The following is a 17,406-nucleotide window of genomic DNA, read 5'->3' on the forward strand; positions in this document are numbered from 1 at the left end:
AAGCCCGGCAATAAATGGATGATCCTGAGGATTAGGTCGCCGTGGCTTCCACGAATTGAGCATCTTCCAGCGTCCAGCGTCTGGTATGCAGGTGGCGCAAACTGGAGCGGTGACCGACGCTGACCACGGTCATTTGTGGACTTTGCGCAATCAATAATTCGTAGAGTGCAGTTTCACTAGATTCATCCAGTGCTGAGGTCGCTTCATCCAAGAACACGAGCCGAGGCTGCTGCAGAAGCACTCGGGCAAAGGCGAGCCGCTGTTGCTCACCGAGTGACAAAATCATCGACCAGGGCTCGATTGAATCCAGACTTGGCACAAGCGCACCCAATCCCACTGCATTCAACACCGTACCAAGCACTTCATCGCTCGTATCCTGGGCCGCTTGCGGGTACAACACGGCTTCACGCAGGCTGCCAAGTGGCAAATACGGTTTTTGTGGCAGAAACAATGTTTTGCTACCTTCAGGCAATTCAATTCGCCCCTCACCGAATGGCCAGATGCCGGCCAAGGCGCGCAACAAGGTGCTTTTGCCTGATCCGGAACGGCCCATGATCAATAATCGCTCCCCCGCGCCCAGCGTGAAATCGGCATGGTTGAGCAAACGACGATCATCCGGCAGATGAATAGACAACTGATGAACACCGAGCACGACATCATTTCCCGAGCTCGCAGTGTGCTCGATTTTGACTTCGGTCTCGTGCAACAACTCAACTTTCTGTACCAGGTTCCTGAAACCATGCAAACGGTCGACCACCGCATGCCATTGGGCGAAATTGTCGTAACTTTGTGCGATGTAGGCGAACGAGCTCTGTACATTGCCGAAGGCCGAGCTGATCTGCATTAAAAATCCTAGCGGAACAGCTTTACTGAAATAGGCAGCCGCCGCGGCCAGAAAGGGCAAAATCACCGCCACCTGACTGAAATAACTGCTGAACCAGTTGAATCGTTTTTGTCGGAGAATCAGCCGCTTGTAGTTATCGAACACCCGATCGAATCGCGCATGAAATTGCGCCTGTTCCTTGTTCTCGCCACCATAAAACGCCACGGCTTCACTGTTTTCCCGAAGCCGAACTAGGCTGAAACGAAAATCTGCTTGCAGGCGCTGCTGATTGAAATTAAGCCAAATCAGTGGGTTGCCGACTTTAGCCGCTACCCAGGTCCAGACGACTGCATAGATCAAGGCCACCCAAACCAGGAATCCCGGAATATGGTGCATGGCGCCGTCCCAAGGGATGACAACCTTCGAAGAAAGTACCCACAACAAACCGATAAAGGCCACCAGATTGGCGACTGCACTCAAGAGACCGGTTAACAGACTGGTCGTCAACTGCGAGAACAGGTTGAGATCGTCAGCGATCCGTTGGTCGGGGTTATCTTGCCCTCGCTGGAAAATTTCCATGTGGTAATAGGTTTGCGCCGACAGATAGCGGGATAAATAATCTCCCGTCAGCCATCGCCGCCAACGCAAATCGAGCAACTGGGAAAGATAGGTTTGATAAACGCTGAGTGCAATGGCACCAAAAGCCAGTAAGGCAAACTCCCCCAACAGCTTCCAGAACCCAGCCTGATCATAATTTTGCAGGGCATTGTAGAAGCGGTTGTACCAATCGGTGATTTGGAGATTGATGAACACCAGCAGTAAGGTAGTTGCAATGATGGCTAGCAGGAAACCGCGTGCCTTCCAGCGGTCTTCAGAATGGAGAAAGTACGGCTTTGCCAGTGCCCACACGGTAGCGAAAAAGGCACGGTTGAAGCGGCGTGATTGTTTGGCTAAAGCCTGTACATCCGGTGAGAGATCATTGGGATCGAGTTGCATCGTGTTCCTTCATATGATTTGTGCGGGCTTTGCCGCATTTGAGCTTGGTTTGCCGCTCAGGTTCCCGAAAGATTGATCAACGTTTTCTTCTCAGCCACGCCAACCCGATCAGCAGAGTACCAAAGAGGATTATTGGCCAGGACTGCAACCTGAAGAACGGCGTATCGCCCGCATAGGGCTGAATGTTTTCGACCAGAATACCCTGCTCGTCCACACCGATGCGCTTTGTGATCTGACCTTGCGTATTGATGAAAGCCGAGATGCCAGTATTGGTTGCGCGAATCATGGGGCGGCCAAATTCCAATGCGCGCACCTGTGCCATTTGTAAGTTCTGATGCGGTGCCAGGCTGTTACCGAACCAGGAATCATTGGACACATTCACCAGAAAACCAGCCTGTGGTAGGGAATGACGGATGTCGCGAGCAAAATCGGCCTCGTAGCAGATCGAGGCACCAACTTTGACCCCTTTCACTTCGGGCAGTGGCTGATCAACCGACCCCGGCGTTAGATCGGACATAGGAATATCGATCATCCCTGCAAACAGATTGATAATCGGACGCAGGGGCATGTACTCACCAAATGGCACCAAATGAGCCTTTCGGTGCTGCCCTACTGTCTCGGGAATGCCGACCAGCGTGTTGAAATATTGACCGCTCGCGTTCTGGGTAAACGCGCCGACAAGAAAATCCTGATGCTGTTCAGCGGCACGAGCCTGCAAACGTTTCTTGAACCAGTCGAGATCATCCAGCACATCCGGTATGGCCGTTTCGGGCCAGATCACCAGATCGACATGGCCCATCTCCTCGGTCAATGTCATGTAGGTTTGCAGGGTTTTGGTCAGAAAAGCGGGGTCGAACTTCTGCATCTGCGGCACATTGGCTTGCGCGAGACCCACGGACAAAGTCTTTCCACTGGGATGCGTCCATTGAACCTTGGCAAGAAAATGGCCAACACCAAGGAAAAGCGCCAGAGAGATGATCAAAACCGAAATCGGCCTCCGACCCTTTCTGGTAGTGTCGAACGGATGATCTGCCGACAATGCCAACAATCCAGCCAGTATCAGTGCAATCATACCGGCGCCGTACTCGCCGACAACCGGTAAGAAACCGCCCAATGGGCCGGACGTTTGGGCGATACCGAGATCGAGCCACGGAAAGCCACTGAACACCCAACCGCGCAACCATTCGAGGAATATCCAGCTTCCGGTAAAAGCCAGCACGTGTCGGGGCAACAGGTGTTCGGATTCTCCGCTCGATAGGCGCACCAAAGCCATCGTCAATGCAGGGTAGATGGAAATAGCGGCAACGAACAAACCGGTAATTAAAGCGGCCAGTGGGGCCACGGCACCGCCGAACAGCGTAAAACTTTCGTACAACCAACTCACGCCGACGCCAAATTGCCCCAAGCCATAGGCAAAGCCCAAAGCCACGACACCGCGCAAGGACAATCCCGGCAACAGCAGAAGCAGTAAAGCAGGGCTTAAAATACTGAGCGGCCAGAAGCCGACAGGCGCGAACGCGAGGGGCAAAAGCCCCCCAGCAATCAGGGAGACGAGCAAACGAAAGCGAAAATTCATTCGGTCACGCAGCGCCGCGACCGAAGTCATCCGGTGTGATCCGGGGTGGATTCATTCTCGATCTGACTGGGCGTCATCACGGTGACCAGCAGCAAATGTAACCGTCGCTTGTCTGCGCCAAGAATCTTGAATTCATATCCACCGACACAAACTACTTCTCCGCGTCGCGGCAAATGGCCAAGTTCATGCGTGATGAAGCCGCCGATGGTGTCGTATTCATCGTCAGAAAAATCAGTGCCGAAGTGGGCATTGAACTCATCGATGGGTGTCAACGCGCGGACAGTGAATCGGTTGGCAGACTGTTCGCGGATATGCACGGGCTCGGCCGTGTCGTATTCATCGTCGATGTCGCCCACAATTTCTTCAAGCACATCTTCAATGGTGACCAAACCCGCCACACCACCAAACTCATCCAGCACGATGGCCATATGGGTGCGCGTCAGGCGAAACTCCGCGAGGAGTACATCGAGTCGTTTGCTTTCAGGAACATATAACGCAGAACGAATGTGGTTTTTGAGGGTGAAACCGGCAATATCCTCTTCTGAAGGCGTTCCCGCATAAAAATGCAGCAGCTCCTTTACCAAAAGTATGCCGGTGATTTCATCACGATTCTCCAGAATCACCGGATAACGCGAATGGCCGGTTTCAGCAATCTCAGAAAGAATTTGAGGCAAAGTGGAAGTGATATTAATGACATCCATCTGCCCACGGGGAATCATGACATCGCGCACCCGCGAGTCATGAAATTCAAGCACCGAATCAATCAGGCTGGCGGTAGAGTGCGGGATGATCTGCTTTTCTGCAGCCGCTTTGGCTACGGTCAGAATATCCGAGCAACTCTTTACCTGACTGATGCACCACTGTTGGCGCAGCCGAGCGAACCAGCCTGGCTCGTCGCTGCGCGAAGGACTCGAGTCTTCGTCCATTGCCTTGTTTGTACCCTTGAAAATAAAAGTTAAAAGCTTCGGTTAAAAATGACAGGACCAAATTCAATAGTGAGATTAATCTGCGCTATACGGGTTTTCAAATCCGAGTTTTTGCATGGCATCCACCTCGATCTGTTCCATCTGATCAGCTTCGGCACTCGCTTCATGGTCGTAGCCCAGCAGATGTAATACGCCATGCACGACAAGATGTGCCGTGTGCGTGGCAGGAATTTTGTTTTGGCTTGCCGCCTCGTTCAGAACGACCGGCATACAAATCAGCAGATCACCGAGATAGACAGGTTCATCACCACTTGCCATATCTTCTGGCAGTTCCGGTGCGTCGTAGGAAAATGAAAGCACATTTGTTGCATATTTTTTGTGACGATACTGCTGATTCAGCGACAGGCCTTCTTCTTCATCCACAAAACGAACGGTGAGCGCAACGGACTGCCAATGATTTGCCGCATCCAATGCCGCTTCTACCCAAGGTTGCATGCGTGCGGCCGTCGGGCAGCGAAGCACACTCGCCTTCTGACGAATCACCGTGGCGCGTTTGCTCACTTCGTTTGCTCCCGAGCCTCGTAGGCATTGACGATGCGCATTACGAGCGGGTGGCGCACCACGTCACGAGCCTGGAAAAAGGTAAAGGCAACCGAATCCACTTCACTCAACACGTCAATCGCATCGCGTAAACCGGAGGTAATGCCACGAGGCAAATCGATTTGGGTGACATCGCCGGTGACCACGGCCTTACTGCCAAAGCCGATCCGGGTGAGGAACATTTTCATCTGCTCGATGGTGGTGTTCTGCGCCTCGTCGAGAATGACGAACGATTCGTTCAAAGTTCGGCCACGCATGAACGCCAGGGGCGCGACTTCAATGACCTGACGTTCGATCAATTTGGAAACCTTGTCGAACCCCAACATTTCATAAAGTGCGTCGTACATTGGTCGCAAATACGGATCGATTTTCTGCGCCAGATCGCCCGGCAGAAAGCCCAGCTTCTCCCCGGCTTCGACAGCGGGACGTACCAGCACGATGCGTTGCACCGCGCCACGCTCCAGCGCATCAACGGCGCTGGCTACCGCAAGATATGTCTTGCCCGTACCTGCCGGGCCGATACCAAAATTAAGATCGAAATGCGCAATGGATTGCAGATAACGTATCTGCCGCGCGCCTCGACCACGGACAATACCGCGTTGGGTACGAATCTGAATTTCATCGGCGGCCGCAGGGGCATCATCCTGCAAACCAGCGGCTTGGAGGAACAGATTCACGCGTTCAAGATCGATGATTTCCGAGGCAGAAAGATCGTATAAATCACGAATCGCTTTCTCGACCTGTTGGGTGGTTTTCGTTTCGCCAATCACGGAGAAATCCGCCCCGCGATGATTGATTTCCACACCCAAGCGGCGTTCGATGACGCGCAGGTGCGCGTCGAATGAACCTGCAAGATTGACCAATCGTTCATTGTCCAACCCACTTTGTGGATCGACAGGCAACGCGAAGTCAAGCCGGGCGGTTCGTTGATCGATTGGCGACATACTTGAATCTAGGCTTGAATCGGCCATCAGGCAGCGACCAGATTGCGGGCTTTGGCACGCGCCAAATCCATCGAGTTGATGCCAACAAAATCCGCGCGCAACGAATTGGGCTTCACTTCAGTGATGCGCACGTCCACGAACAGTCCGGCCAATTCCGGGCGGGCCTTGAAAATAACGCTGCGGTTGTTCTCTGTCTTGCCGACCAGTTCGTCCGGATCCTTTTTGGATGGTCCAGTCACCAGAATGGTCTGAACCGTATCGAGCATCGCTTGAGAAATGGCCTGCTCTTGAGCGGTAATTTGCGCCTGCAAACGATGCAGACGGGCCTTTTTGACCGCCTCGGGTTGATCATCCGGCAGGCTGGCGGCCGGTGTTCCCGGACGCGCACTATATATAAAGCTGAACGAGTGATCGAAATGCATATCGGTCACGAGTTTCATGGTCGCCTCGAAATCTTCTTCGGTTTCTCCGGGAAAACCGATAATGAAATCCGAAGACAATGAAATACCCGGACGCGCAGCCATGAGCTTGCGCAACTTCGCCTTGTACTCAATCACGGTATGGCCCCGCTTCATCAAAGCCAGAATCCGGTCAGAACCCACCTGTACCGGCAGGTGAAGATAGGCCGCCAATTTGGGTACGTTACGATAGGCTTCGATCAGCCGGTCTGTGAACTCGACCGGATGCGAGGTGGTAAAACGAATACGGCCAATCGAATCGATTCGTGCAATGTATTCGATCAGCAGGGCGAGATCGGCAATCTGGCCATCGTGCATCACGCCACGATAGGCATTGACGTTCTGACCCAGCAGGTTTACTTCACGCACACCCTGCTCGGCCAACTCGGCCACTTCGGCGATCACGTCATCGAACGGGCGTGAAATCTCTTCGCCACGCGTATACGGAACAACGCAGAAAGAGCAGTATTTCGAGCAGCCTTCCATAATGGATACGAATGCCGTTGGGCCTTCGGCGCGCGGTGCGGGCAGGTTGTCGAATTTCTCGATTTCTGGGAATGAAATGTCAACCACCGGCTTACGATTGGCTTCTACTGCTGCGACCATTTCAGGCAGGCGGTGCAGCGTTTGTGGTCCGAATACGATGTCGACATACGGTGCGCGCGTGCGAATGGAAGCCCCCTCCTGACTGGCAACGCAACCGCCAACGCCGATGATCAGATTAGGGTTTTTTTCCTTGAGTGGACGCCATTGCCCCAATTGAGAGAACACCTTTTCCTGTGCCTTTTCGCGGATCGAACAGGTATTGAGCAACAGGACGTCTGCCTCGGCCGGATCATCGGTGGCAATGAAGCCGGAATTGGCGCCCAGCACGTCCGCCATCTTTGATGAATCGTACTCGTTCATCTGGCAGCCCCACGTCTTGATGTGCAGCTTGCGGCCAGACATGGACGGGGTTGAAACGGGCACGTTGGGCACCTCGTTATGGGCTAAGACGTCGTAACTGGTTATGCTCACGCAGAACTCCAAAACCTTGAAAATGGTGCGAAAGATAGCAGAAAACCGGAACGGTTTCCCGATAATCTCAAGTGATTAAATGGCTTTCAACCGATTTTTTGATCCACCACGGCATAGGGAACGGCATGGGGACTGGCGCATCGCCATTCAAGCTCTGTACTGTCAAGGGCATCCAGATCGGGAATCAAATCCAAGGCTTCATCAAGCACGTGAATATCGGTTTTGCGCCTCGGCCCCTGTTCGGATAAATGCCGACGAAACGCTCGCGCGCCCGGTAATCCATTGAACAAAGTCAGTAATGGCTTGAGCAAGGGTGGCATCGGCGTACCCGATTCCAGCGCTTGCAGCATATACGCCCTGTAGCCCTGCACCACGGCTGAACGGGTGGGAATGGGCGCACTGTGATCAAACAACATCTGATCGACAAACCGCAACCAGTCGACATGTTGATAAGCGGCTCGGCCGACCATAATGCCACCGGGCACCCGCGCCAGTTCAGCCTGCATTTCAGGAATGGTCTCGAGTTTGCCGTTCAAAACAAAGGTCAACTCTGGATATGCATCCTGTATGCGATAGACAAAATCACGACGTAGTGGCGGAATTTCCCTGTTTTCTTTGGGAGAAAGCCCATCGAGCCAAGCCTTGCGCGCATGAATAATGAAGACCTCGCAGCCACCCTGCCCCGCCACAATGTCGATAAACCGCGCAAACGCTTCAAAGCTGTCACTGCGATCAATCCCCACCCGCGTTTTCAACGTCACAGGCACATCGACCGATGCTTGCATGGCCCGCACACCCTTTGCAACCACTTCGGGCGTCGCCATCAAACAAGCCCCGAACGAGCCGTTCTGCACCCGGTCGCTGGGGCAGCCGACATTCAGGTTGATCTCGTCATAACCCCACTCGGCACCCAGGACAGCCGCGGCAGCCAGATCTGACGGATCGCTACCGCCCAATTGCAACGCAACCGGATGCTCGGCCGCATTAAAACTCAGATGCCTAGAAACATCACCATGCAATAACGCACCCGTCGTTACCATTTCGGTATAAAGCCGCGCATTGCGGGTCATCAACCGCGCCAACACGCGATAATGGGTATCGGTCCAGTCGAGCATCGGGGCGATGCAGAAATGCCAAGAGGCGGATTTGTTTGATTCCATCGGTTTAAGCAGTCTTTCTTTTCAGACCGAAATAGAGAAAGATCAGGCCAAGAATCAAATCAACCCAGGCGAGCGCCGGCAGCCAAAACCAACTGTGCGGTTCGTAGAACACATGGCTTTGCGTGAGCAAGAATCCCAGCAGGAGCACACTACCGATTAAGGTATAGCGCTGTTTTTGTTGCTGAATCATCATCTCATCACGCAAAGACTTGATGCTTTTCTCCTGCCGAATAAGCAGTTCGGTTTGCTTTTCCGCTTGCTTGAGTGCCGTCAGGTGAATACGCGGCAACTCGGCCAGATTATCCAACATGAACGGAAGCTCATTTTTGAGGCGCTTCAAAAACGCCTTCGGTCCGATGCGTTCACGCATCCAGCGTTCAATGAATGGCTTGGCGGTCACCCAGAGGTCAAGATCGGGGTAGAGATTACGGCCCAGTCCCTCGATGGCAAGCAGCGTTTTCTGGAGCAAGGTGAGCTGCGGCTGAACTTCCATTTCAAACCGTCGCGCCACTTGAAACAAGCGGAACAAAAAGTGGCCGAAGGAAATCTCTTTCAAGGGCTTCTGGAAAATTGGCTCACACACGGTACGAATAGCCGATTCGAATTCCTCTACGCGAGTCGAGGAAGGCACCCAGCCGGATTCGACATGCAATTCCGCCACCCGCCGATAATCGCGGTTGAAAAACGCGTGAAAGTTCTCGGCGATGTAGCGCTGATCTTCCGGCATCAGGCTGCCCACAATGCCAAAATCAATCGCCATGTACTTTGGCTGAGCCGGGTTGGTTACATCGACGAAGATGTTGCCGGGATGCATATCGGCATGGAAAAAATTGTTGTCGAATACTTGGGTGAAAAACACTTCTACACCACGCTCGGCCAGCACTTTCATATCAACGCCAGCGGCCTTGAGCCGATCGGTCTGTGCAATGGGTATACCGAATATCCGCTCTTGCACCAAAACATCGGTGCGACAAAGATCCCAGTAGATTTCCGGCACATAAAGTAACGGTGAATGCTCGAAATGACGACGCAACTCGGCCGCATTGGCGGCTTCGCGCATCAAGTCCAACTCATCCATCAAGGTCTTGTCGAATTCGGCCACCACATCAACAGGGTGGAGCCTTGGCCCTTCCGACCAGTACTTCTCTGCGAGGCGAGCAATGGTGTAGAGGATTTCAAGGTCCTGTCGAATGCGTGGCTCGATGCCGGGCCGAACGATCTTGACGACAACTTCATCCCCATTTTTCAAGGTGGCGGCATGCACCTGGGCAATAGAAGCAGAAGCCATCGGCTCAGCTTCAAAGAACGAAAATACAGATTCAATCGGGAAACCAAGAGCGCGCTCAATCCGTTTTCTCGCCTGCTCCGCCGGAAAGGGACGAACGCGATCCTGCAATGCCGAAAGTGCATCGGCATAGTCCATGGGCAGCAGATCTTTACGCGTGGACAGCATCTGACCGAATTTGACGAAAATCGGCCCGAGGTCTTCCAGCGATTCAACCAACCGCTGCCCGCGGGAACGTTGACGATTATTGGAAAGCCAATACCAGGGTGATAGGTACTTGACGAACCGAACAGGTCGCAGGAACGGCAGGGTTAGAACCAGCTCATCCAGCCCGTGACGATAAAACACATATTGAATGACGATCAGACGCCAGATGACCGTAAGCTTCATGAAGCACCCCGGTCGTTTGCAAAGCGCACCGCCAGCCGCTCTATTCGCGCAGCCAGTCGATCCACTCGATCCCGGACAGAATCGATATCATCAAGCTGCCCGCGCATTGATTCAGGCTCAACCAACAAGGCACGCTCAAAAACCATGAAGTCAGCGGCTTCCAGTTGTCGGGTTTGCCGCCAGATTTTTACCTGAGCGCGGAACCGCTCGATCTTGCGTTCAATGAATCCCGCCGGCGCCACGCCAATTTTGTCGGCCAGACGCGCAAACAGGTCGGAATCGATTGCGCCCAAAATACGCAAAAGTGATTCTGCGGCTTCCTGATTTCCCTCGATCTGGATGTCGCCATTGAACAGGGCATCCATTTTGTGCTCAGTGCGAGCGGCGCGTAAGAGCCCAAAACTACTCGCTAGAATGCGAGCGTCGGCATACGCTTCGTGATGACGGAGCAGCAAAATGCCCTCGGGCGTCGAAGTAATAAAGAAACTTAAGGAAGGATCGCGCAAGAGCACTTCGAAAACCAGTCCATTGAGTTTTTGCAGACGCTTCAAAGAGGAGGTATCTTGCTTAAGTCGCTGATTTAAGGTTTTTTCGACCATCAGCATGAGGGGCAATGGCAGTGTGGTTCCGATCATGGCGTATCCATAGGCAAGTGAGAACGTCGTCTGCGCCGTTCCATCGGGTGGTTGATCCGCCGATTCACGTCCGCACAAAAGATTAATGCCTAATCTTAGCAAATGCTTCATCTCATGGTGTCAGGATAATCCTGATGGGATCTTCTTCCCGGGTATTGGGAGCTGTTTAGGTCATGTCGCAACGAATTAAACACATCAAGCAACTACACAAACCAGCAGACCGAGTCGCACGGGTTATCGTCCGAAATATTAGAAAAAACATGCTAAAGGCCCGTCGAATATGGCTAAATCAAGCTGCTAACCCAAGCGGCGACCAACAAGACAGCGAAGCCTTGCATAATTTCCGTGTAGAAATACGTCGATTGCGTGTCTGGTTACAGCAAACCCGTGACCTGATACGAAATAAAACAAAAGCACGTATGCAATTGAAAAACTGGGCACAGGGCAGCAATGCTGGCCGTGACTTGGAAGTAATGCTCGGCTTATTGCAGCAGGCAAACACAGAAATCGACCACGGTTTACCCAGCATCCCATTGGTGCAAGACAGTACAAAACTAGAGGAACTCTTTTCTCAGCACCCACTGACACTCAAGCCCAGAACACGAATTTCTGTTCAAAGAGAGGGAAAAGCCTCATTTGCGAACTGGCTTGCGGATCGCCTGAGCATCGAACTTGAAAAGACACTGCCGCTATTCAAGGACGAGGACGAAACTTTGCATAAAGCCAGAATTCACATCAAGCACATGCGTTATCTCATTGAACCAATTGCGTCTTTAAGGCACGTTGCTACCCATCCCGCATTAACCCAACTCAAAGCCATGCAAACCAGGCTGGGCAATCTGCACGATTTGTTCGTGCTTCGTCAAAGGCTTTCGGATGTGTTGTGCGATCAGCTCAATGAGCGTTTATCCGATCTCATCAAGCGGCCCGGTATCCCAACGCGGGGTATTCAAGAGGCGTTAAGCGCGACCCGAAAGCAATTCACGGTCTGTCTTGGGTGGCAAGCAAACCAATATGAGGCGGCGATGAACGACTGGCACTCATCTTCGCAACAAACCTGCCGCCAAATGGAAAACGCACTGAATAGTCTGATCAATGAACTAAGAAACGCCTGACATTAACCATTCAAACCAATCTGAGTGAAAAACCTCAGAACAGCAGCTGAACCCCAGCAGAAAGTGAACGACCCGGTTTGGGTGCCAACAGACGCAGGGTGTCGATACTACTGGCCGAATAGACCGTTCGGTCGGTTAAATTGGACAAGGCGACATACCATTGGCCGCCTACACGCCCTTCACCAAAAGGCGGTGTGAATTGCCGCGTCAGGCGGGCATTAACCATCACATACCCCGGTGTTTCACCCGCAGAATCGGTTGCCGGTACGCGTGTTTGCCGCGCGGCCATCGGCACCTCCAATTGCGCCGACCATAAACCATAATGCCATTGCAGAGCAGGCGTCACCGTGAGCGGGGCGATGCGTGGCAAGGGCTCGCCATCACTGCGGTTTTGCGCGTGCAGCACATCGGCCACCACGCGCACATCTATCGCGTGCCCTTGGTGACTCAACACAGGCCACAACCCACTGAGTTCCACGCCATAAATCCGTGCGCGAACGCCGCTGTAATCGTACTCGGGCAAGGCATCTGCGTTGGTGCAACTAATGGCCCCGCCGTCTTCATCCCGACAACGATCGGTTCCGAGCAAGCCAATGTAATTTTGATAGTCACTCAAATAAGCTGTGGTGGAAAACTGTGCTTTTTCATGCTGCCAGCGCAAACCGACTTCAACCGTATTGCTGCGCTCGGTTTTCAAATTAGCGTTGCCCAACTCGTAAGCGCCGGTCGCATCATGTGGGCCATTGGCATACAGTTCGTCAAAAGCAGGCGCACGCTCGTTGTGGCTCAACTGACCGATTACATGCCACTGCGGCAAAAATTGATAAGCCAGGCTCAACGAAGCGCTGGCGGGGGTGAATGTGCGCGAATCAGGCGTGCCAAACCGATCAACGCCGGTAGTGCCTGCCCCATCGGATTGTACCCGAACCCGCTCGACGCGGGCGCCGACGCTGTACGACCAAGCACCGCGCGTGCCTTCACCCACGGCAAATCCACCGATGTTTCGCGTGTGGGTTTTCGGCAAAAACCCTTCATCGCCCAGTGCCGAAAAATCAAACTGGCTGTATTGCAGACCATATTGCCAGTTCAATCCCATCAACTCACTTTGTAGTGCGAAACGCAGGCTATTACCTTTGTTTTTGAAGGTGGTGGCGGGCACGCCATCATCCAATTCCTGATGTTGATAATCGGTGTGGTTCGCCTCTAAGGTGACCTGCTGCACAAATCCGGACAAGTTGCGTTGTTGTGCCTTGAAGTCATATTGAGTGGAGCGCATATCAATCCGTGTGGCAGGATCAACAATTACGCCGTAATAATCCCGGCTTTGACCAATGGAAAAACCAATGGACGAATCAGTGCCCGTCAAGCTAAACCCGACCGTGCCGCCGCGCTGACGATCGGCTGAGTTACGAATCTTGCCGCTATCCAATGATGGCCCCGCGTATCCATCAGGCGCATTGTAATTGCCCGAGTTCTGCAAAAATCCATCCAGATGCAGGGCATAAAGCCCATTACCTGCATCAACAGATGCCGCAGAAGATGTTCGGCCATATCCCATATCACCCTGCAACTGGGCACGACCGGATACCCCTTCGACTGGCTGCATGGCGATGGCAGAATTATCCGTTTTAATCACACCGCCCGCCGCACCGCCGCTGTACAGCAATGCCTGCGGGCCACGTAAAATTTCAACGCGATCAAGCGATAAGGGATTGACCGGGGCATTGTGATCGTAACTGACCGCAGAGGCATCCAACGCGGGTAACCCATTGCTGAATATTCCCACGCGGTGGGCGTCTAATCCGCGAATGACCGGACGATTGCTGTTTGGTCCATACCAAGTTGAACTCAAGCCGGGCAGCCCATCGAGTAAACCGCCTAGCGTGCTGGCACCCTGCCGCTCGAACAGCGCGGGGCCATCGAGCACAATCGTTGGCGCGCCCGGCATACCGATCACAGTTGCGGGGGCCTGGATGGCAATTTCGCCCAAATCAGTTGTCTGACCATTAATCGAGCCATTGATCTGATCATCGGCTATGGCAGCGGAGGCGACGGTAAAAAAAAGGGCCATGCCGAAGCAGAACAAGCCGGCTGAAGAGAATGCAGCATGCTGATTGAGCGGGGACCGAGATAACGAATACATGGATGTTCTATCCTGCAAATGATCAGTAATTTATGAAACGTTATAATATTTCATATTTGCCTCGGCGTACAACCCTATCAAGCCTATTAATTTAGGTTATTTATACATAATTAATGCATCAGAAAAAAATTGAATATGCAGGATTTACCCTATAGATTTACTGGGGCAATTTTGCCTGTGCTCATTCTTCCCGGAGATACTTAATATGAAACGACTGATGATTGCAGCGGCATTACTGGCCACTTCGCTGCCGGCCATGGCGTCAGATCCCAAGCCCCTGACTCTGGGTGAACAGTTTATTGTTCGTGCTTATGCAGGTCAGGTTGAAGGCTTGGCGCTGAGCCAGGTCATCAAGGCCAAATCTTTGGGCATCGCCGTCAACGACAGCACAATCTGCGTGGCATTAGCGGGAGCCATGGCGGGCGAATTTATCGCCAACAATAAAGCTGAGGGCATGAAGAACACGTCCGATGCCCCGGCTCCCCGTTTGTCCATGGTTGCCTTCAACAAACCAGACTCAGCTGAAATGGCGGCCACAGAGTTCAAAAACAAAGCAGCCGTCGCCCTCGTGTTCGGCGGACAGATTGACGATCTGACGAATGCACTGAACGTAAAAATGTTGCTGGCGAGCCTGGCTAAAGAGCAATACGAAGGCGCCCTTTTCCTGCATTTGACCGTTTTTGGCAAAAAATGGGTTGAGCAAGCCGCCAAAGAGGATGCATCGATCGCCACCTGGCTGGCTGGCAAGGACAACATCTACGCACTGGGCGTGAATGCCAAGGAGAAAAAAGGTATGGTCTTGAGGGTCGGCTACCCTGAAGGCAAGCAAACCGTGACCGGGACCGCATACACGGCTGATTTGAACAATGGCTTTATCAATCTGTTCAATCGTCGCCTGGCTAAGTAAATAGCCGCCTGCTCATCGCCTTGTCTTATGGCTGACGTCCATCACGCGACGTTAAGAATGGGATTGGGCATGAGCAAGACGACCGACAGCGGCGAACTCGATTGAATTCATCCGCGCCTCCATGTACCAACTGATGCCCTGATGAACGCAAACGAGGCGACCGGAGCCCGGCGACAACAAACCGAAGCACACCCCGCTTCGGTTTTTTTATTGGCCACTGTGCTTGCCCTAAGCAGTCGATTTTTAACCACCGAAAAATTCGTGACCTGTGCCTATATTTACGAGTGTTGAATATATTGCGCTTGAAATATCGTACTAATTTCGTACAATTAAAGTAATTGAAAGCAGGAAGTTTGTATGTTGAAAATCAGTCGAATGAGTGATTACGCCATTGTGCTGTTGACCGCGATGGCGAAATTGGCCTCCGAGCAGCAGACTGCGCGGGCACTTTCGGATCAAACCGGCCTGACCTTGCCCACGGTTGGCAAGCTCGTGAAAATGTTGGCCGCCAACGAATTGTTGTGCTCACAACAGGGGCGTCACGGTGGTTACCGTCTGGCGCGTCCCGCCGACAAAATCAGCCTTGCCGACATTATTGAATCGATTGACGGCCCAATAGCCATGACCGAGTGTTTCACCGTTGAGCACGATTGTGAGCGGGAAGCCGATTGCGGCCTGAAACCTCACTGGAAAGCCATCAACGATGGTGTACGACAACTATTGGATCGCACCACCCTGGCCGAATTGATCGAACCCATACCGCAGGTGCCCGTTTGGTTTGATCGCCGAACGCCCACTGCCACATCGGCGACGATCCGCGAGTCCGGTTCGGACAAAAGCCGCCAAGTTGGGTCTGCGCATTAACGGCACTCGACCTGACGCATAACATGGGATTGGGATTTCCTGATCCGGAGGTACATTGATGAGCAAAGAACACATGACTGAGCAACAGGAAATCGAAAGCCTGATGCAACGCGAATACAAATACGGCTTCACGACCGACATTGAGCAGGACATCATCCCGCCGGGTTTGAATGAAGACGTGATTCGGTTGATCTCGGCTAAAAAAAACGAGCCGGAATTCCTGCTTGAATGGCGGCTCAAAGCCTATCGCCATTGGCTGACCATGACCCCGCCAACTTGGGCACATGTGCATTATCCGCCAATTGATTATCAGGCCTTGTCTTATTATGCCGCGCCAAAATCGGCGGCAGAACTTGCCGAAATCGAAGCGAGCAAACCGCAAAGCCTTGATGATGTCGATCCCAAATTGCTGGAAACCTACGAAAAGCTGGGCATCCCGCTGCATGAACGCGCCATTTTGGCGGGCGTCGCGCAGCCTTCGAATGTGGCCGTCGATGCGGTATTCGATAGCGTCTCGGTGACCACGACATTCAAGGCAAAGCTGGCCGAAGCCGGGGTTATTTTCTGCTCGTTTTCCGAGGCGGTGCACAACCACCCCGATTTGATCAAAAAATACCTTGGCACGGTCGTACCGGCAGGCGATAACTACTACGCGGCACTCAACTCTGCCGTGTTCTCCGACGGCTCGTTTGTATTTATCCCTAAGGGCGTTCGCTGCCCGATGGAGTTATCCACTTATTTTCGCATCAACGCCAAGAACACAGGCCAATTTGAACGCACGCTGATCGTCGCCGAAGAAGGCGCGCATGTCAGCTACCTCGAAGGTTGCACGGCACCCCAACGCGATGAAAACCAACTGCATGCGGCCGTGGTCGAATTGGTTGCATTGGACGATGCCACCATCAAATACTCCACCGTGCAGAACTGGTATCCGGGCGACGAGCAAGGCAAAGGCGGCATTTACAACTTCGTGACCAAGCGCGGCGATGCGCGCGGTAATCGAAGCAAGATCACCTGGACGCAAGTCGAGGCCGGTTCGGCGATTACCTGGAAATACCCGAGCTGCATCCTGCGCGGCGATGATTCGGTTGGTGAATTCTATTCGGTTGCCGTTAGTAACAATTACCAGCAGGTCGATTCCGGCACCAAGATGATTCATCTAGGCAAGCGCACCCGCAGTACCATCGTATCGAAGAGCATCTCGGCAGGCCGTTCGCAGAATGCCTATCGCGGCCTGGTGCATATTGCCAAATCGGCCGACGATGCGCGCAATTACACCCAATGTGATGCGCTACTGATTGGCGATCGCAACGGGGCGCACACCTTCCCGTACATTGAAGCCAAAAATGCGACCGCGCAAATCGAGCACGAGGCCACCACATCCAAAATCAGCGACGATCAGATTTTCTACCTGCAATCTCGCGGGATCAGTGAAGAGAACGCGACGAACATGATCGTCAACGGTTTTTGCAAGGAAGTGTTCAACGAGTTGCCGATGGAGTTTGCGGTAGAAGCCCAAGCCCTGCTTGCCGTATCGCTCGAAGGTTCGGTTGGTTAAAACCACGTA

At 53.0% G+C, this 17,406-nt stretch carries 14 protein-coding genes; 4 read left to right on the top strand and 10 right to left on the bottom strand.

Annotation, left to right across the window (positions count from 1 at the left end; genetic code table 11):
• Positions 1-31: 31 nt before the first annotated feature.
• From HNEAP_RS05935 to HNEAP_RS05975, 9 genes are all read right to left on the bottom strand, one after another.
• Positions 32-1,819, bottom strand: coding sequence for an ABC transporter ATP-binding protein/permease (locus HNEAP_RS05935; protein WP_012824051.1), 1,788 nt, complete (start codon positions 1,817-1,819; stop codon positions 32-34).
• Between the two features lie 76 nt (positions 1,820-1,895).
• Entirely contained in the window at positions 1,896-3,425 is a 1,530-nt protein-coding gene (lnt, locus tag HNEAP_RS05940) for an apolipoprotein N-acyltransferase (RefSeq protein WP_012824052.1), read from the bottom strand.
• A complete protein-coding gene (locus tag HNEAP_RS05945) occupies positions 3,422-4,321 on the bottom strand; it encodes an HlyC/CorC family transporter (protein WP_012824053.1) in 900 nt (299 codons plus the stop codon). The genes lnt and HNEAP_RS05945 overlap by 4 nt, the downstream gene beginning before the upstream one ends.
• A gap of 75 nt (positions 4,322-4,396) precedes the next feature.
• The gene (gene ybeY, locus HNEAP_RS05950; protein ID WP_012824054.1) at positions 4,397-4,882 is read right to left on the bottom strand and encodes an rRNA maturation RNase YbeY; all 486 of its coding nucleotides are present in this window, start codon (positions 4,880-4,882) and stop codon (positions 4,397-4,399) included.
• Positions 4,879-5,865, bottom strand: a complete 987-nt coding sequence (locus HNEAP_RS05955; RefSeq protein WP_041600383.1) for a PhoH family protein — start codon at positions 5,863-5,865, stop codon at positions 4,879-4,881. The genes ybeY and HNEAP_RS05955 overlap by 4 nt, the downstream gene beginning before the upstream one ends.
• Before the next feature lie 26 nt (positions 5,866-5,891).
• On the bottom strand, positions 5,892-7,271 hold the full coding sequence (gene miaB, locus HNEAP_RS05960; RefSeq protein WP_049772479.1) for a tRNA (N6-isopentenyl adenosine(37)-C2)-methylthiotransferase MiaB: 1,380 nt from the start codon (positions 7,269-7,271) through the stop codon (positions 5,892-5,894).
• A 155-nt stretch (positions 7,272-7,426) separates the two neighbouring features.
• Positions 7,427-8,500, bottom strand: coding sequence for a tRNA dihydrouridine(20/20a) synthase DusA (gene dusA / locus HNEAP_RS05965; RefSeq protein WP_012824057.1), 1,074 nt, complete (start codon positions 8,498-8,500; stop codon positions 7,427-7,429).
• Positions 8,501-8,504: 4 nt separating this feature from the next.
• Positions 8,505-10,175, bottom strand: coding sequence for a ubiquinone biosynthesis regulatory protein kinase UbiB (ubiB, locus tag HNEAP_RS05970; RefSeq protein ID WP_012824058.1), 1,671 nt, complete (start codon positions 10,173-10,175; stop codon positions 8,505-8,507).
• Positions 10,172-10,810 carry a ubiquinone biosynthesis accessory factor UbiJ gene (locus HNEAP_RS05975; RefSeq protein ID WP_012824059.1) on the bottom strand — a complete coding sequence of 213 codons (639 nt, stop codon included), beginning with the start codon at positions 10,808-10,810 and terminating at the stop codon, positions 10,172-10,174. The genes ubiB and HNEAP_RS05975 overlap by 4 nt, the downstream gene beginning before the upstream one ends.
• Positions 10,811-10,983: 173 nt before the next feature.
• On the opposite strand from HNEAP_RS05975, the gene HNEAP_RS05980 reads away from it, so the two are divergent.
• Positions 10,984-11,925: a CHAD domain-containing protein gene (locus tag HNEAP_RS05980; RefSeq protein ID WP_012824060.1), complete on the top strand. Its 942-nt coding sequence runs from the start codon at positions 10,984-10,986 to the stop codon at positions 11,923-11,925.
• Between the two features lie 34 nt (positions 11,926-11,959).
• Here the strand turns inward: HNEAP_RS05980 and HNEAP_RS05985 are convergent, their stop codons facing one another.
• Entirely contained in the window at positions 11,960-14,068 is a 2,109-nt protein-coding gene (locus HNEAP_RS05985) for a TonB-dependent receptor (protein WP_012824061.1), read from the bottom strand.
• A gap of 205 nt (positions 14,069-14,273) precedes the next feature.
• Here HNEAP_RS05985 and HNEAP_RS12245 point away from each other — a divergent pair, with 205 nt between their 5' ends.
• The 3 genes from HNEAP_RS12245 (at position 14,274) to sufB (ending at position 17,397) form a co-directional block, all read left to right on the top strand.
• The gene (locus tag HNEAP_RS12245; protein WP_012824062.1) at positions 14,274-14,975 is read left to right on the top strand and encodes a hypothetical protein; all 702 of its coding nucleotides are present in this window, start codon (positions 14,274-14,276) and stop codon (positions 14,973-14,975) included.
• A 357-nt stretch (positions 14,976-15,332) separates the two neighbouring features.
• On the top strand, positions 15,333-15,839 hold the full coding sequence (locus tag HNEAP_RS05995) for an SUF system Fe-S cluster assembly regulator (RefSeq protein WP_012824063.1): 507 nt from the start codon (positions 15,333-15,335) through the stop codon (positions 15,837-15,839).
• A 58-nt stretch (positions 15,840-15,897) separates the two neighbouring features.
• Positions 15,898-17,397 carry a Fe-S cluster assembly protein SufB gene (gene sufB / locus HNEAP_RS06000; protein ID WP_012824064.1) on the top strand — a complete coding sequence of 500 codons (1,500 nt, stop codon included), beginning with the start codon at positions 15,898-15,900 and terminating at the stop codon, positions 17,395-17,397.
• Positions 17,398-17,406: the final 9 nt, after the last annotated feature.

This window comes from Halothiobacillus neapolitanus c2, assembly GCF_000024765.1.
Classification (GTDB): Bacteria; Pseudomonadota; Gammaproteobacteria; order Halothiobacillales; family Halothiobacillaceae; genus Halothiobacillus; species Halothiobacillus neapolitanus.

Coding starts and splice junctions, on each gene's coding strand:
- lnt (WP_012824052.1), bottom strand. CDS start 3,425: ATGACTTCGGTCGCGGCGCTGCGTGACCGAATGAATTTTCGCTTTCGT.
- dusA (WP_012824057.1), bottom strand. CDS start 8,500: ATGGAATCAAACAAATCCGCCTCTTGGCATTTCTGCATCGCCCCGATG.
- HNEAP_RS05995 (WP_012824063.1), top strand. CDS start 15,333: ATGTTGAAAATCAGTCGAATGAGTGATTACGCCATTGTGCTGTTGACC.
- miaB (WP_049772479.1), bottom strand. CDS start 7,271: ATGTCTGGCCGCAAGCTGCACATCAAGACGTGGGGCTGCCAGATGAAC.
- ubiB (WP_012824058.1), bottom strand. CDS start 10,175: ATGAAGCTTACGGTCATCTGGCGTCTGATCGTCATTCAATATGTGTTT.
- HNEAP_RS12245 (WP_012824062.1), top strand. CDS start 14,274: ATGAAACGACTGATGATTGCAGCGGCATTACTGGCCACTTCGCTGCCG.
- sufB (WP_012824064.1), top strand. CDS start 15,898: ATGAGCAAAGAACACATGACTGAGCAACAGGAAATCGAAAGCCTGATG.
- HNEAP_RS05935 (WP_012824051.1), bottom strand. CDS start 1,819: ATGCAACTCGATCCCAATGATCTCTCACCGGATGTACAGGCTTTAGCC.
- HNEAP_RS05975 (WP_012824059.1), bottom strand. CDS start 10,810: ATGATCGGAACCACACTGCCATTGCCCCTCATGCTGATGGTCGAAAAA.
- HNEAP_RS05980 (WP_012824060.1), top strand. CDS start 10,984: ATGTCGCAACGAATTAAACACATCAAGCAACTACACAAACCAGCAGAC.
- HNEAP_RS05945 (WP_012824053.1), bottom strand. CDS start 4,321: ATGGACGAAGACTCGAGTCCTTCGCGCAGCGACGAGCCAGGCTGGTTC.
- HNEAP_RS05985 (WP_012824061.1), bottom strand. CDS start 14,068: ATGTATTCGTTATCTCGGTCCCCGCTCAATCAGCATGCTGCATTCTCT.
- HNEAP_RS05955 (WP_041600383.1), bottom strand. CDS start 5,865: ATGTCGCCAATCGATCAACGAACCGCCCGGCTTGACTTCGCGTTGCCT.